Here is a 16816-nt window from a genome sequence, read left to right on the forward strand (position 1 = left end):
ACCTAATTGAAGTTATGTGTCAAAAGTACTTTCATCGCTTAACTTAAAAAATGACATTTGTCATGTTTAGTTTATATTTGTTTTTTGCCACGAATTCACTAATGCATTATTTTAGAAGCCCACTTTTATTTTTTAATATTCGTGTATTAGTGGCGTATTTATTCTAATTTTCTTCCCAAAATATTGGTGGCAACCGTTGTAAAAACAACAATGCTTATAGAACTTAAAGGCATTAAAATGGCGGCGACTACCGGGGCTAATTGTCCGGTTACGGCAAAATAAAGCCCGATACAGTTGTAAATAAAAGAGAGCAAAAAGCTCCATTTGATGATTTTTATGGCCGATTTTGAAACCCTGATATAGCTGTGCAGTTGATTGAATTTTGAAGCATCCAAAATGGCGTCGCAGGCGGGCGAAAACACGTTCACGTTTTCCGAAATGGCTATGCCCACATCGCTTTGTGCCAAAGCTCCGGCATCGTTTAGTCCATCGCCAACCATAAGCACTTTGGCGCCTTCGGTTTGGTGGTACTTGATGTATTCTAGTTTGTCCTCCGGTTTTTGGTCGAAAATCAGTTTGGTTTTCGCGGGAAGTAACTTCGTTAAATTTTCTTTTTCACCAGAATTATCGCCCGAAAGGATTACCAAGTCGTATTCTTTTTTCAACCGATTGAACAATTTTGAAAGCCCTTTGCGGTAGGCATTGTAAAAGGTAAATTTTCCTTTGTAAGTATCGTTTGTGCTGATGTGTACGCTGGTATTGAGCGTAGCCGTTTCAGTATTGTGGCCAACAAAAGAAGCCGAGCCTATTTTAATATTTTGGCTTTTGTATTTGGCTTCAATGCCCTTGCCCAAATGTTCGGTGTAGTCATCTAAAGTCAAAATGTCGTTCTGGTTCAAAATTTGGTACAACGAGCGGCTCAACGGATGGTTGGAACCTCGCAGGGTGCTTTTCAGCAAAGTTTCTTCCTCATGGCTTAAATGCAAGCCTTCGTAATCGATTTGGGTTTCTTTATTGGCGGTAATGGTGCCCGTTTTGTCAAAAATGATGGTGTTTATTTTTGAAAGTTGTTCAATAACCGAAGCGTTTTTCAAATAGAATTTCTTTTTACCTAAAATGCGTAAAATATTCCCCAAAGTAAACGGTGCCGCCAAGGCGATGGCACAGGGGCAGGCAATAATCAATACCGAAGTGAATACGTTTAGGGCTTTGCTGGAATCGGCCACTAACCAAAACGCCGTAGCCAAAACGGCAATCGATAAAATAGCAAGTGTAAAGTGTTTGCTAATGTTGTTGGTAATGTTGGTAAAAGCAAGTGCTTTATCCTTTTTAAATACATCGTTGCTCCACAATTGGGTGAGGTAACTTTGTTCCACCGATTTTAGAACATCTACCTCAATGCTGCCATCCACTTGTTTTCCGCCGGCAAAAAGTTTGTCGCCCGATTGTTTCGATACGGTTTTCGATTCACCGGTAACAAAACTGTAATCAATTCGAGCGTTTCCCTTTATTAAAATGCAATCGACAGGGATGAGTTCTTCGTTTCTAATCAGTAATCGGTAGCCCTTTTTTATATCATAAACTTGAATGGATTCCTCTGTTCCGTTCTCTGAAATTTTGGTGATTCCAATGGGGAAATACGATTTGTAATCGCGCTCGAATGACAAAAAAGAGTAGGTTTTCTGCTGAAAGAATTTGCCCAGCAAAAGGAAAAACACCAAGCCTGTTAAACTGTCGAAAAAGCCCGAACCCCAATCGAACATAATCTCTGCCGTGCTTCTTAAAAACAATACCACGATACCCAAAGCAATGGGCACATCAATATTCAATATGCCTGATTTCAATCCTTTGTAAGCCGAAATAAAATAGTCTTGTGCGGAGTAAAACACCACGGGGACCGAAAAAGCAAACATAAGCCACCTAAACAGCGGTTTAAACTGTTCGAGCCAAAACTCGCCCACTTCAAAATACTCCGGAAAGGATAAAAACATCACGTTTCCGAAGGCAAAACCCGCAATGCCCAATTTGTAAATTAACGAACGGTTTACCTGTTTTTTGCCCACGCTGTAATCGTCTAAACTAATAAACGGTTCGTAGCCAATTCGGCTCAAGAGCAATACCAAATCTTTTAGCGATAAGGTTTCAGATTGAAAAGTAACCCGCACGGTTTTCTTCCCGAAATTGACGGTTGAGGCGCTAATTGACGGATTAAGTTTGTTGAGGTTTTCCAACACCCAAATGCACGAACTGCAATGAATGTGCGGAATGTAAAGCGTAACGATTTGTGTATCGTCGCTATTAAATTCTAATAATTGCTCAATGATTTTTTCGTTGTCCAAAAAGTTGTATTTGCCCTCAACTTCCTTTGGGGTGGCTCCTGGAGCCTGTTGCAAATCGTAGTAACAGCTTAGGTCGTTCTCCGAAAAGATTTCATAAACGGTTTTGCAACCATTGCAACAAAATAGTTTGTCGTTAAAAATAATGTTAGAGGAAGTCGCATCCAACCCACAGTGAAAACATGTGTTGTGCTCCATAATATTTGCTCATTTATACCTTGGGCAAAAATCTAAAATCGATGGGCGTTTAAATATGATAATTGTCATGTTTTATTTACTTTTACACATCTTCAAATTAATAGTATGCTCAAGGTTTTATAATGTTCCAAAACGAAAAAAATGTTTTTAATGTACTTTTTGAAGCTGTTTCAGAAGGTGTGATAGTGGTTAATAATCAGCAGCAAATTGTAGCGGCCAATGCTTCGGCAGGGCGTATGTTTGGCTATGACAAACATGAACTTTTGCACAAACCGCTTAGTGTTTTAATTCCACAGAGGTATCAGGCCAGCCACGGAAGCCATGTTGAGGGCTTTATGAAACAAAAGGAAAGCCGGAGGATGGGGCATGGACGCGATTTGTATGGGGCAAGGAAAGACGGAAGTAACTTTCCAGTTGAGGCGGGTTTAAACCCTATGGAAATTGATGGCGAATCGTACGTTATGGCTTTGGTGATTGATATATCGGTGCGTAAAGAACAAGAGTTGCAATTGCAGGAACTCAATACACAACTGGAAAAGAAAGTAGAGGAACGTACCAAAGAACTTAGTGCAATTGTTCAGACCTTAAAAATGGCGAATCTTCAACGCGACGAAGAAATAAAAAAACGGATCGAGGCCCAAAATAAAACCAAAGAGGCCTTAAAAAAGGAAAAGGAACTCAATGAGTTAAAAACTAAATTTTTGTCTTTGGTGTCTCATGAATTTAAAACCCCGTTGAGTGGTATTTTAACTTCTGCAATGTTGCTGGCCAAATATAAATTGACCGAGCAACAGGAACGACGGGATAAGCACATAAAGACCATTTCAGATAAAGTCCGTTATTTAAATAATATTTTGAACGATTTTCTGTCGATTGAAAAGCTGGAAAACGGAAAGGTAAATTACAAATTCAGTACATTTAAAATTAGCAAAGTAGTTAACGAGGTGGTGTACAATGCCAACATGCTTTTAAAAGAAGGGCAGACCATCAACTATCCAGAAAATATTGAAGACTATTCATTGTATCAGGATGAAAAAATAATCGAATTGGCTTTGTCTAACTTATTGCATAATGCCATAAAGTATTCGCCTGAAAATACATTGGTCGATATCTATATCAAACAGGACGAAAGCTACACCGTTTTCAAAATAAAAGACAACGGTATTGGCATTCCGGAAAAAGACCAAAAACAAGTTTTTAATCGTTATTTTAGGGCTGAAAACGCACTGTTAACGCAAGGTACAGGAATAGGGCTTAACATTGTGAAAACCCATTTAGAGAACCTAGGAGGGAACATAAGTTTTACGAGCGAAGAAAATAAAGGAACCGAATTTACATTTACAATACCCAATAAAGCAACAGCGCAACATTAATTAATGAAACGGCAACCTCTATCTTTTTGTTTCAGCAAAAAGGTTTTTAGATTGTGACGTGTTAGTGTTAGAAAACAAGAGATAAAGCATATGAAAAAAGTATTATTGATAGAAGACGATATTATTTTAAGGGAAAATACGGCAGAATTGCTAGAGCTATCCGAATACCTTGTAACCACAGCTCCCAATGGAAAAATAGGGGTAGAGGTGGCCAAAACCCATTTGCCAGATATAGTGGTTTGCGATATTATGATGCCCGAAGTAGATGGCTATGGCGTATTGGAAGCATTATCGAAAAATGATAGGACGAAGCATATTCCATTTATATTTCTTTCAGCAAAAACCGAACGAAAAGATGTGCGCAAAGGCATGGATTTGGGAGCTGACGATTACATTACCAAACCTTTTGAGGAAGAAGAACTGACTAGCGCCATAGAAAGCCGTTTGGCAAAGGCAGCCATTTTAAAAGAAAAAAGTGAGGAGCAACAGGAAACTGAAGAACAGGACGAAGAACTGAGAACACTGAATGATTTAAAGAATTTTTTTGACGACAACGGCACAGAAATCGATTTTGAAAAAGGACAATTGGTTTATGAAGAGGGCGATCACTCCAATAATGTTTATTTAATTTCCAAAGGGTTGATTAAGTGCCATAAATTAGACGAAAAAGGCAAAGACTTAACCACCGCATTGTACAAAGAAGACGATTTGTTTGGTTACACTTCCTTTACCCAAAATACAACCTACCAAGAAACGGCGACGGCCGTCGAAGCCTCAAAACTTACAGCTTTACCTAAAAGTGAACTTATAAAGGTGCTCGATAATAACCATAAAGTAACTTTAGAGCTTATACAGTTGTTAACCGACGATCTCACTCATGTTAAAGACCAGCTTTTACAAATGGCCTATAGTTCTGTAAAAAAAAGAACGGCCTCAACCATAATAGAGTTTGCCGAAAAACTCAATAGAAAACCCAACCAAGCCATTAGGATTTCAAGAAACGATTTGGCCAGTGTCGCCGGAGTAGCCATAGAAAGTTTAATCCGCACCCTTTCTGGATTTAAGGATATGGGGCTCATTGAAATTGAAGGACGGAACATCAAGATTTTAGATATCGATAGGCTACAGCAAATTAGTTAACGCTTCAGCTTAAGCCTGAATTATGATTTTGGTCATATTTCATTCGCTCTCATGCCTTTATTTTTGCATTATAGAAGATAAAGGGCATGAAGAATATTTTAATACCAACAGATTTTTCAGAAAATTCATGGAATGCCATTGGGTACGCCATCCAGCTTTTTAAAAAGTCGGCATGTAATTTCTATTTATTGCATGTTAGTGCCGGTGATGCCTTAAAAGCAGACGACAGTTTTTATGTGCATTATGAAAATACTGTGGTATCAACACTAAATAAACCTTCACAAGTCTTGTTGAAGGAAATGGTGGCGGGCATTTCAAAACGCTTTAACAAAGGTCCCAATCATCGCTTTTTTACGTTTTCCGATAGTAATAATCTTATTGGTTCCATACGCGAACAGGTAGTAAAGAACAATATCGATTTAATTGTAATGGGTACTAAGGGAACTTCTGGTGTTAAAGGTTTGGCTATAGGTGGAAACACCGGAAACGTAATCACCAAAGTAAAATGTACTACACTGGTTGTACCAGAAAACGCCAAGTATGTTCCGCCCAAGGAAGTGGCTTTGCCTACAGATTTTTCAATAGTTTATAGCCCAGATACCTTACAATCGTTGACCGATATTTTAAGGGGACATCAAGGTAAAGTAAATGTATTGAATGTTAGCAAGGATACCCCAATATTGAACGAAGAACAAAAGCAAAACAAAGAATTTTTAAGAGATTATTTTATGGGGCAGAAGCATAATTTCTACTTTTTGGCTCATAAACAAATAGATTGCGCTGTACAACAATTTGTAGATTTTAAGGACATAAGTTTAATATCTGTATTGGCTAAAAATCTCAATTATCTGCAACGGATTTTGTTCCAACCATCCATCGACAAAGTGAATTATTACAAAAACGTACCTTTTTTGGTTTTGCACTAATCAGTGCATTTAGCTTATTTCAAATCAAATAATATTAAAGAAAAATAGGTATGGGAAAATGTGAGCAATGCATAATCAAACAATTTAATGCTTTAAAATCTTTATCAAAAGAAGAGTTAATTCGGGTTTCTGGTTGTAAAACCAGTAAAATCATAAAAAAGGGCGAAGTTATTTTTGATGAAGGCGAAGCGGTTAACGGTGTTTTTTGCGTAAGGGATGGTATCTGTAAACTGTCGAAATTAAGTGAGAACGGAAAAGACCAAATTGTGAAAATGGTGGTTAAGGGCGATTTGCTGGGGCAGCGCTCGCTGGTTTCTGTAGAGAATTCCAACCTTCAGGCAACAGCACTAACCGATATGGAAGTGTGCTTTATTCCTAAAAGCGAAATAATAAATAGTTTACAGAATAATCCGAAATTCTCGTTTGATGTGCTTCAGGAAATGGCGAGGGATTTAAAAGTAGCCGATGATTTTATTGTAAATATGGCACAAAAATCAGTTCGCCAACGTCTCGCGGAAACCCTTATATCTATTCACGATAGCTTTGGCGTAAACCCCGATAAAAGCCTTAGCGTGATGCTCTCTCGCGAAGATTACTCCAATATAGTGGGCACGGCAACAGAGTCTGCCATCCGTGTATTGTCGCAGTTTAAAAAGGAAGGCCTGGTGTCTGCAAATGGTAAGCAAATAAAGATAGAAGACATTGAAGGCTTAAAACGGGTGAGGTAGACTTATCGATTTGATATGTAGAGCCATAAATAAATCTAATGGGCATTTGTTGGTGCGTTGTATAAAAAAATGCTAATTTTATACAGCTATGAAACCACTTAATGCTCCAAGAAAAGGATTTGTTTTTAAAAGTTACGAAGCGCCAAACCAATCGCCCTTCGAAAAACTATTCGAAATTTTCAAGGAATTGATTACCCATACTTCGGGCGATTTTGACGAAGCGATAGATTGGCTGCGCGAACTCGATAGGGAATACGAATTGACTACTCCCGATTATACCATTGATGATTTTATAGAAGACCTTAAAAAGAAAGGCTATTTGCGTGAGGAAATCGACCCCGACGGAAATGGCTCGTTGGCCATTACGGCCAAAACCGAACGCGCCATCCGCCAACAAGCTCTCGACCAAATTTTTGGAAAAATTAAGCGCAGCGGACAGGGCAACCACAAAAGCAAAAGCCCTGGCATTGGTGACGAACACACGGGCGATTTTAGAAGCTACCAATTTGGCGATGCCCTCGATAAAGTTTCGATGACCGAAAGTTTAAAAAATGCACAGATCAGTCATGGTATTTCAGATTTCACATTATCTGAGGACGATTTGGTGGTTGAAGAAACCTTGCATAAATCGCAAATGAGTACCGTGCTGATGATTGACATTAGTCACAGTATGATTCTTTACGGTGAAGACCGTATTACTCCGGCAAAAAAAGTGGCGATGGCTTTGGCTGAACTCATTACCACGCGTTACCCCAAAGACACGCTCGATATTTTGGTGTTCGGTAACGATGCTTGGCAAATTGAAATCAAAGATTTGCCTTATTTAAAAGTAGGGCCGTATCATACCAATACTGTGGCGGGGCTAGAATTGGCTTTAGATTTGCTCAGACGAAAGCGAAACACCAACAAGCAAATTTTTATGATTACCGATGGTAAACCGAGTTGTTTGCGTTTGCCCAACGGTGAATATTTTAAGGACAGCTTTGGATTGAACCCCAATATTGTAAACAAGTGCTACATGATGGCACAGCAAGCTCGTCGTTTGCACATTCCCATTACCACTTTTATGATTGCGAAAGATGATTATTTAATGCAGTTTGTCAGGGAGTTTACCTATGCCAATCAGGGCAAGGCCTTTTACACTGGAATTAAAGGATTGGGTGAAATGATTTTTGAAGATTATGAAACCAATAGAAAAAAACGGATAAGGGGGTAAAATAGTTTAAAAGTTTGAAGTTAGAAGTAAAAAGTTCCTCCCTAAAATTTGAAGCATAATTGTACATCGAGCGGAGTCGAGATGTATCTTAAGTAAATTAAAATATGAAAATAGAAAAGATAAACACACTAGGTGAATTAAAAATAACAGGTTATCAAAGTAAATCCATAAAAGATGAATTGCGAGATAACCTCATCAAGAAAATAAAAAATAAAGAAACGACATCTCAGGGCGTGCATGGTTACGAAAACACCGTAATCCCAGAATTGGAACGTGCCATTTTATCACGACATAATATCAATTTACTGGGGCTTCGAGGACAGGCCAAAACTCGATTGGCACGTTTAATGCTCAATTTATTGGATGAATATATCCCTTTTGTTGAAGGTTCCGAAATTAATGACGACCCATTCAATCCGATTTCGAGGTACGCCAAAGAATTGATAAACGAAAAAGGAGATGATACCCCTATTTCTTGGTTGCACCGAAGTGAGCGTTTTGCAGAAAAACTAGCCACCCCCGATGTTACGGTAGCCGATATTATTGGCGATGTAGATCCCATAAAAGCGGCCAATTTAAAACTAAGTTATGCCGATGATAGAGTGATTCATTACGGTATGATTCCTCGAGCCAACCGCTGTATTTTTGTAATAAACGAATTACCCGATTTGCAGGCCAGGATTCAGGTGGCGCTGTTCAATATTTTACAGGAAGGCGATATTCAAATTAGAGGATTTAAGCTGCGCTTGCCGCTCGATATTCAATTTCTGTTTACAGCAAACCCCGAAGATTACACGAACCGCGGCAGTATTGTAACGCCACTGAAAGACCGTATAGGTTCACAAATTTTAACCCATTATCCCATCGATATTGAAACCGCCAAACGGATTACCGAACAAGAAGCTAAATTGGTTGAAAATCAAAAAAGCAATGTGGTTGTTCCCGATTTGGCAAGAGATTTATTGGAGCAGATTGTTTTTGAAGCCCGTAAGAGCGACTACATTGATGCCAAAAGTGGGGTGAGTGCCCGATTGAGTATTACAGCTTTAGAGAATTTGATGAGTACCGCCGAGCGCCGAGCGCTAATTAGTGGCGACGCTAAAACCACCGTACGGCTTTCAGATTTTGTGGGTATCATTCCGGCTATAACCGGAAAAGTGGAGCTGGTTTACGAAGGCGAGCAGGAAGGTGCTGCAGTAGTGGCTTACAATCTGATTGGTGAAGCCGTAAAAAGTATCTTTCCAAAGCTGTTCCCAAAAATAGAAAAATTGCAAAAGCAAACCGATGAAAGTCCATATGACGACTTGGTATCGTGGTTTTTCAACGAAAAAGATGGTTTTGAACTGTTGGACGATATCAATGATGCCGAATACAAAAACTTGTTGGATGCTATTGCTCCATTAAACGATTTACTAGACAAATTTCAGCCCGAAACTCAAAAGAAAGACCAGTATTTTATTAAAGAGTTTATTCTTTGGGCATTGGTAGAATTTAAACTTTTAAGTAAAAAGCGCTTTTCGGAAGGACTTCAGTTTAAAGATCCCTACGGTAGTTTTATTAGTGGTATTTAATTGAAAGGAGTTGCCCGAGGATTTGCATCGGGTTTCCATTGAAATTGTCATTCCCGTAAAAACGGGAATCTAAATAAAAGAATACGATTTAGCATTCAAGGTTTAATCGTATTTTTTTATTCCATTATTTTCAGTGCTTCAAATTTTCAAATCTGTATTAAAAACCGTCTAATTTTTCGGGGTCTTGAAAAAGCACATTTTCAATTCGTATGAGGTAGTTTTTACTTTCCATTTTCATTATATTAAGCCAATGAACATGTTTTTTAGGCTGTTTTTGATAAAAAAACGTCAAAAAACGCAAAATTTTGTTTTTAATATATGGATACAGATCTTGCAAAAAAGTACCCTATCAAATTATTGTCGTTCGACATTGATAATACCTTAATTGAGTTTCACACCTTAAAGGGAAATTTTACAAAAATTTGGAATAAATACAAGGATGATACCGATGTCCTGCTCACCTATAATACCGGCCGGCTTATTGGTGATGTAAAGAACTTAATAGAAACTGGGGTGCTGCCCGAGCCAGATTATATTATTTCTGGCGTGGGTACCCATATTTACGACTACCCAAACAAAAGGGTTGTAAAGGAATTTAACGATATACTGGACGAGGGGTGGGATTTATCAGCCGTTGAAAATATTGTTCAGAGCATAAATCACCCTATTAGCGAGCAGCCATTGCGGTTTCAGCACTCCTATAAAAGAAGTTACTTTTTTTACGATGCTACTCCAAATCTTATTGAAGGCATTGAAAAGGATTTTGAAAAAGCGAATATGCACATCAACGTGGTATATTCTGGTGATAAATTTTTGGATATTCTGCCCAAATGGGCGAATAAAGGAAATGCTTTGCAGTGGTTACTTCAAAAATTGGATATAAATACCAGTGAAGTGCTTGTGGCTGGAGATAGTGGTAACGATTCGGCGATGTTCGATTTAGAGGATGTTAAGGGTATAGTTGTGGCCAATGCGCATGAAGAATTATATAAGTTTACAAAATACCGACAAATTTATCACGCTGAAGGCGAGCATGGCAACGGTGTTGTTGAAGGATTGGTGTTTTATGGTATTTTACCAAAAGAAGCATTGGCTTGTATGGATAAAGACCATTCCGATGATTTTATTATTCAAAAGGAGCTTAGCAATATTGCGCAAGAGGATGAAGACGAGAAAATAGCATTAATAAAAGAAGGTTACGTAAAAGCGGTTGAAGCGCTTAAAAAGAACATCACGCCATTGGGTTTTTCGGCTTGTTCGATAGAAGATAACGTTCCAAGCGGTACCGATGAAAACTATCACAGCGTTTGGGCGCGAGATGGGGCTATCACAGTTATTGGCTCGTTGCCTTTAATTCGCGATAAGGAAATCCACCAATGCCAACGGCAAACTTTGATTACCTTGTTTGAACACATTTCACGCAACGGGCAAATTCCTTCTAATGTGCGGATTAAGGATAATGTGCCCGATTATTCAGGGGTAGGGGGCATTTGCTCTATCGACAGTGGAATTTGGGTAGTGATTGCCTTTTACGAATATGTAAATGTTACAAAAGATATCGATTTTCTTCGAAAGTATATTTCAGATATAAAAGAAACCATGCGTTGGTTGGGGGCGCACGATAGTAACAACGATGCACTGTTGGAAATACCTGAAGCTGGCGATTGGACCGATTTATTCGGCGGAAGCTACAACATCCTTTATGACGAAATCCTTTGGTATCGAGCTAATGTTTGTTTCGGTAGAATGCTGGAAATGTTGGGTGAATACGAAGAAGCCGGTGAATACATCCGATGGTCACAAGTCATAAAAAAAGAAATACTCATAAACTTTTGGCCCTCCACGCAACAAAAATTATTTCAGTCCGTTTCTTTCGCCGAGCGACAGTTCACATTGGGAGATACCTCGTATTTAATTGCCCAAACCACGCCTTTCGATTTTGGTTGGCGTTGCGATGTATTTGGCAATGTTTTGGCCTTTTTGCACGGCACCGTCGATGCCGAAAAGGCGCACCAAACCTTTAAGTTTATGTTGGGTGTTGGGGTAAACGATCCTTTTCCGGTTTCGAATGTGTATCCCGTAGTTACTCCCGGAGATCCTGATTGGAAACCTTACTATACTGTTAATTTATTGAATCTTCCGCACCATTACCACAATGGTGGTATTTGGCCTTTTGTAGGCGGATTTTGGGTGAAATTCATCAATAAACTGGGCTTAAAGGATGTCGCGGTTTCCGAGTTGTATAAGCTAGCATTAATCAACAAAGAAGGCTTGACCGAAGAATGGGAGTTCACCGAATGGGCGCACGGTACCACTGGAAAAGCTATGGGGAAAGCCTATCAAGCTTGGTCGGCGGCCCAGTACATTTCAGCATGTCATGATTTAAACATAATTAACAAATAAATACAAAACTATGAAGTCAATTTTAATGATATCTCTGCACGGATACGTTGGTGCAAACGCCGAATTAGGAAAACCAGATACAGGAGGGCAAGTAGTTTATGTGTTAGAGCTGGCCGAGCGTTTTAGCCGATTGGGAAAGCGTGTGGATTTGGTAACCCGACAATTTGAAGACCAACCAGAATACGACCATGTGGATGAAAATTATAGCGTTTGGCGTATTCCTTTTGGTGGAAAGAAATTCATCCGAAAGGAAGATATGCACGACCATCTAAAAAAGTTCGTTACCAATTGCTTGGCGGCGATTAAAAAGGAACGAAAAAAATACGATGTCGTTTACAGCCACTATTGGGATGCTGGTTGGGCCGGACAAAAAATTGCTGAAGAGTTGGGCATTTCGCATGTGCATACGCCGCATTCTTTAGGGTGGTGGAAACAGCATACCATGGGCAGCGATATGGACGAAAAGGAAATGGAACAGAAGTACCGTTTTAAGGAACGCATTAGAAAGGAATATTTCGTCTACCAAATGTGTAATTATGTCATCGCGACCACATTGCCGCAAGTAGATTTGCTCACCCAACAATATGATGTATTGCCGAGAAATTGCGGAATGATTCCACCGGGAATTGATGAAAATAGATTTTACCCCGTACCTTCAAAAGAAAATGACAAAATACGAGCGAAATATGATATCCATCCCACTGATATTTTAGCATTGGGAAGAATGGCACACAACAAAGGGTATGACTTGCTTTTACAGGCTTTGCCCACCGTTTTCGAATTATGCCCAGAAGCTAGGTTGGTGGCTGCCATTGGAGGAGACAATTCCAAACAAGACGACAAGGGGGTAGCAGGTTTGAAAAAATTGGCCAGTGAATTGGGAGTGGCCGACAGAATTGCTTGGAAAAGTTATATCGCTGACGAAGATTTAGCCAACGTATACCGCTCGGCGAATATTTTTGCCATGCCATCACGATACGAACCTTTTGGAATGGTGGCGATTGAAGCTATGGCCTGTGGAACACCAAGTGTGGTAACTGTACACGGTGGTTTGTACGATTTAATAGATTTTGGAAACCAGGCTTTGTTTGCCGATCCGCATAGACCGCTTGAATTTGGCGCGATGTTGTCAATGCCTTTATTGTATCCTAAAATGCGTAACGAACTATCGGTTGAAGGAGCGCGATTTGCCCGCCGAAATTTTGGCTGGACAGGAATTGCAAAGCGGATGATTAAAGTATTTGAAAATTCCATTAACCAACGCACCATGGAATCCAATATTTTTTAGCCTTTTTATTAAGCTCTGGATTTTATGTTACTAGCGCATAATCGGATAATTTCGGTAATGCGCTTTTTTCGTGTTTCTTCCCGTTTGGCTTGGTGGAGCCAGTACAGATAGCTTTTTCTGTAAGAAGGCGCAAAGTTTTTATAATTGGCGAAAGCCACTTTGCTTTTATCGAATGCTATTTGAAGGTCTTCAGGGATAATTCCATTTTCAACATCGTCCAAAGCGCTCCAGCTACCGTTTAGTTTGGCTGTTTCAACGGTTTTTAGTCCGCTGTCGTGCATTAAATCTTGGGCAATTAGTTCTTCAATGTATGTTTTGTTCAACGCACTCCAAACACTTTTTGAGTTACGTGGGGTAAAATATTGGCGCCGTTTACCATTGCCTAAACTTTTTACCGTAGAATCTATCCAACCGTAGCAAAGGGCTACTTTTACTGCTTCCTCCCAGCGCATACTTTCTTTTTCGTGGTCAACTTTGTAAAATATCAGGTAAACGCCCTTGCTCGATGCGTGGTTTTCGTGTAGCCATTGCCGCCACTCGGTGTCGGTTTCAAAATATAATTCGGGAAGTTTTTTCAAAACTAAAGGGCTTTACTTTCTACGTAAAAATCGTCATCTACTTTAAAGGTTTCAATATTCTCTTCAGCGGTTAATGTATTCCATGCTTGTTTTGGAAACAACCATTGTTCTTTACCGTTAATCGAAATCTGAACAGGCATATCGAAATTTTCAACCACATTATTCCAACGGAATTTAAGCGTGTTCTTTTTTATTGAATACTCTAAAGTAGGTACTTTCACGGTTCTTAAATACTGATTGAAAAATTCGGTTAAATCGATGCCTGTTTCAACAGAAAGGAAGTTTTCAATTTGTTGGGTGGTCACCGTTTGGTGATAAAACTGAACATTCATTTTTCTAAGAATATTTCGCCATTTTTCATCATCTTCAATCAATTGCCGAAGTGTATGTAGCATATTGGATCCTTTGTAGTACATGTCGCCAGAGCCTTCGTGGTTTACATTGTAAATACCTATTAAGGGACGGTCGTTTAAAATATTTTTTCGAGTGCCGATAACATATTCTGCTGCGGCTTGCTTTCCGTAAAAATAATCAAGAAATAGGTTCTCCGAATAAGCGGTAAAGCTTTCGTGAATCCACATATCGGCAATATCTTTATTGGTTATATTATTTGCAAACCATTCGTGCCCTGATTCATGGATGATGATAAAATCGAACTTTAAGCCCCATCCGGTACCCGATAAATCGCGGCCCAAATAGCCATTTTTATATTGGTTACCATAGGTGACGCTGCTTTGGTGCTCCATGCCCAAATAAGGTACTTCTACCAATTTATAGCCATCTTTATAAAAGGGGTACTGCCCAAACCAATGCTCGAAAGCTTCCATCATCTTTGGGGCATCTTTAAATTGCTCTTTGGCTTTTTCTAAATTGTATTTTAACACGTAATAATCCATATCGAGATTTCCGGCCATGCCATCGTAAACTTCAGAAAAATGAGCATAATTGGCAATGTTTATATTAACACCATAATTGTTAATCGGGTTGCTAACAAACCAACGGTAAGTTTTGGTGTCGCCGTATTGCTCAACGCTTCTTAGCCTACCGTTTGAAACATTCATTAAATGGGAGGGCACATTAACGCTTATTTGCATGCTGTCCACCTCATCGTACATGTGGTCTTTGCAAGGCCACCATACGCTAGCTCCCAAACCTTGACAGGAGGATGCGATAAAATGCTCGCCGTTTTGGTCTTTTTTCCAAGAAATGCCGCCGTCCCACGGGGCATTTACTGCCTGTTTTGGGTGTCCTTCATAAAACAATTCGATACTTTTAATATCGCCCATTTCTTGAGTCTCGGCAAGTGTTATAAAATGAGCATTGCCATCCTGTTCTATTTGTAAATCGGTACCATTTTGTGTGGCTTTCATCAATTTCATTGGTGCTTGCAAATCGATTTGCATCACCGAGTGGTTTTTCAAAACTTGGTACTGAACTATGTTTTTTCCTGAAATGAACTTATTGTCTGGGTCGACCTTAATATCGAGGTGATAATAGGTTAAATCCCACCATTCGCGCTCTGGGGTAATGCTACCTCTAAGAGTGTCTTGCCTTGTGAAATTAGCCTTGCCACTTAAAAGGCCTTGGGAAAAGCCAGTGCTTAACCATAGTAGAGTTATAATGGAAATTAGATTTTTCATGTATTAGTTTTTAATCTCTAAATATTTGATTTGGAAATACCGCTACGCTTTCAAATCCGTGTTCACCGACCGAAGCGACGCCAAAATAGTAATTATCTATAATAATGCCTTCTAAAGTAAAAGAGGAAACATCACCTACATAGCGACTGTGGTCCCAAGTGGGGGAGGTGGTGTCGCGCCAATAGATTTTATACCCCTTAGCTCCGATAACTTTATCCCATTTGAGTTTGGTTGAAGGCTCAACTATGCCACCAATACTTACATTTTTTGGGGGAGGTGGGGCAGATGCCAAACTTGCTAAATTTATGGCGTTTACGGCTGTTAGTTTTTTTGCATAATCAAATTTAACGTGTTCAATAACATCACCATACTTTATACCATTTTCTTCCCGAATATCCTGATGTTGCTGGGTGTAATTCTCATGGGCTTCCATAATTCTTATACCGGCAAAACCCAAATCGTTAAAGGGCCGGTGGTGGCCACCACGTCCAAACCTATCCAATCGATATATCATTTTGGGGTTCATTTCAGGCATGTATGATTTTACGGTTTTATGCACATAGCGTGCCAATTGTCTGGAAACACCATCTACTTCGCCGCCGTAAAAGCGTCGCATGGTACGTTCACGTTCTGTTTCATTTGGGGGAACGGGTTCAGAGAAAATTCTAAACGTTCTGTTGTCAATTACACCATCAACACCCTTAATGTTTCCAATCATATCGTTATTAAAGACTCCTATAATGTCCCAACCTTTTTCTTTAGCATACTGAGCTAAACCTTGGCCGCCAAATAGACCTTGTTCTTCGCCAGATAGCCCCACATAAACGATACTGCTGTTAAATTTGTATTTAGTGAGCACCCGAGCGGCCTCTATGGTTCCCGCCATTCCTGAAGCGTTATCATTGGCCCCAGGGGCGTCGGTCGTAAAATCCATCGTGTCGCTGGCGCGAGAATCAATATCTCCACTCATGATAATGTAACGGTTGGGGTATTTTATACCTTTTTGAATGGCAACAACATTAACTACCCAAGCATCGTGGGGCACGCGAGAGTTGCCTTTTTGGGTAACGAAATCTTTTTGGTAAAATACATCCAAGCAGTCTCCGCAATGAGTCGATATGGTTTCAAATTCTTTTTTTATCCATCGGCGTGCGGCGCCAATACCCCTTGTGTTGGATAGTGTATCGCTAAATGTGTTTCTTGTGCCAAAATTCACCAAAGTTTGTATGTCGTTTTTAATGCGTTCGGAAGAAACAGAATCGATGATGTTGTAAATTTGTTGAGTGTTTTGAGCGTTTGCCAATACACCAAAACAGAATAGTAAGGAAAAAACTAAACGTTTCATATTTTAAAATTTATCTAAAAATAACTAAAAATAAATGCGCCTCAAATAATAATTAGGCGCATTTAAATATTGAG

Annotated in this window: 12 protein-coding genes; 8 read left to right on the top strand and 4 right to left on the bottom strand. The window is 39.4% G+C overall.

Annotation, left to right across the window (positions count from 1 at the left end):
* Positions 1–158: 158 nt before the first annotated feature.
* Positions 159–2534, bottom strand: a complete 2376-nt coding sequence (locus tag ABI125_07320) for a heavy metal translocating P-type ATPase metal-binding domain-containing protein (GenBank protein ID XCF07663.1) — start codon at positions 2532–2534, stop codon at positions 159–161.
* Between the two features lie 122 nt (positions 2535–2656).
* Between ABI125_07320 and ABI125_07325 the strand changes: the two genes are divergently transcribed.
* The 8 genes from ABI125_07325 to ABI125_07360 all read left to right on the top strand — a co-directional run bounded on the left by ABI125_07325 (position 2657) and on the right by ABI125_07360 (position 13179).
* Entirely contained in the window at positions 2657–3907 is a 1251-nt protein-coding gene (locus ABI125_07325) for a PAS domain-containing sensor histidine kinase (protein XCF07664.1), read from the top strand.
* A gap of 90 nt (positions 3908–3997) precedes the next feature.
* A complete protein-coding gene (locus ABI125_07330; GenBank protein ID XCF07665.1) occupies positions 3998–5047 on the top strand; it encodes a response regulator in 1050 nt (349 codons plus the stop codon).
* Between the two features lie 86 nt (positions 5048–5133).
* Positions 5134–5973: a universal stress protein gene (locus tag ABI125_07335; protein XCF07666.1), complete on the top strand. Its 840-nt coding sequence runs from the start codon at positions 5134–5136 to the stop codon at positions 5971–5973.
* A 50-nt stretch (positions 5974–6023) separates the two neighbouring features.
* The gene (locus tag ABI125_07340; GenBank protein ID XCF07667.1) at positions 6024–6701 is read left to right on the top strand and encodes a Crp/Fnr family transcriptional regulator; all 678 of its coding nucleotides are present in this window, start codon (positions 6024–6026) and stop codon (positions 6699–6701) included.
* Positions 6702–6789: 88 nt separating this feature from the next.
* Positions 6790–7917: a VWA domain-containing protein gene (locus tag ABI125_07345; GenBank protein XCF07668.1), complete on the top strand. Its 1128-nt coding sequence runs from the start codon at positions 6790–6792 to the stop codon at positions 7915–7917.
* Between the two features lie 104 nt (positions 7918–8021).
* Positions 8022–9488 (top strand): magnesium chelatase, encoded by a 1467-nt coding sequence (locus tag ABI125_07350; GenBank protein ID XCF07669.1) that lies wholly within the window; start codon positions 8022–8024, stop codon positions 9486–9488.
* Between the two features lie 318 nt (positions 9489–9806).
* Complete coding sequence (locus ABI125_07355; GenBank protein XCF07670.1) at positions 9807–11891, top strand: HAD-IIB family hydrolase; 2085 nt, start codon at positions 9807–9809, stop codon at positions 11889–11891.
* Positions 11892–11901: 10 nt separating this feature from the next.
* A complete protein-coding gene (locus ABI125_07360; protein XCF07671.1) occupies positions 11902–13179 on the top strand; it encodes a glycosyltransferase in 1278 nt (425 codons plus the stop codon).
* Between the two features lie 8 nt (positions 13180–13187).
* Here ABI125_07360 and ABI125_07365 read toward each other — a convergent pair whose 3' ends face one another.
* Genes ABI125_07365 through ABI125_07375 form a run of 3 tightly spaced genes read right to left on the bottom strand, consistent with a single transcriptional unit; the run spans position 13188 to position 16742 of the window.
* Entirely contained in the window at positions 13188–13757 is a 570-nt protein-coding gene (locus ABI125_07365) for a YdeI/OmpD-associated family protein (protein XCF07672.1), read from the bottom strand.
* Positions 13758–13759: 2 nt separating this feature from the next.
* Positions 13760–15397, bottom strand: coding sequence for a M1 family metallopeptidase (locus ABI125_07370; protein XCF07673.1), 1638 nt, complete (start codon positions 15395–15397; stop codon positions 13760–13762).
* A 10-nt stretch (positions 15398–15407) separates the two neighbouring features.
* Positions 15408–16742 (bottom strand): M28 family peptidase, encoded by a 1335-nt coding sequence (locus ABI125_07375; protein XCF07674.1) that lies wholly within the window; start codon positions 16740–16742, stop codon positions 15408–15410.
* Positions 16743–16816 lie beyond the last annotated feature (74 nt).

Source organism: Tamlana crocina (assembly GCA_040429635.1).
In the GTDB taxonomy this organism is placed as follows: Bacteria; Bacteroidota; Bacteroidia; order Flavobacteriales; family Flavobacteriaceae; genus Flavisericum; species Flavisericum crocinum.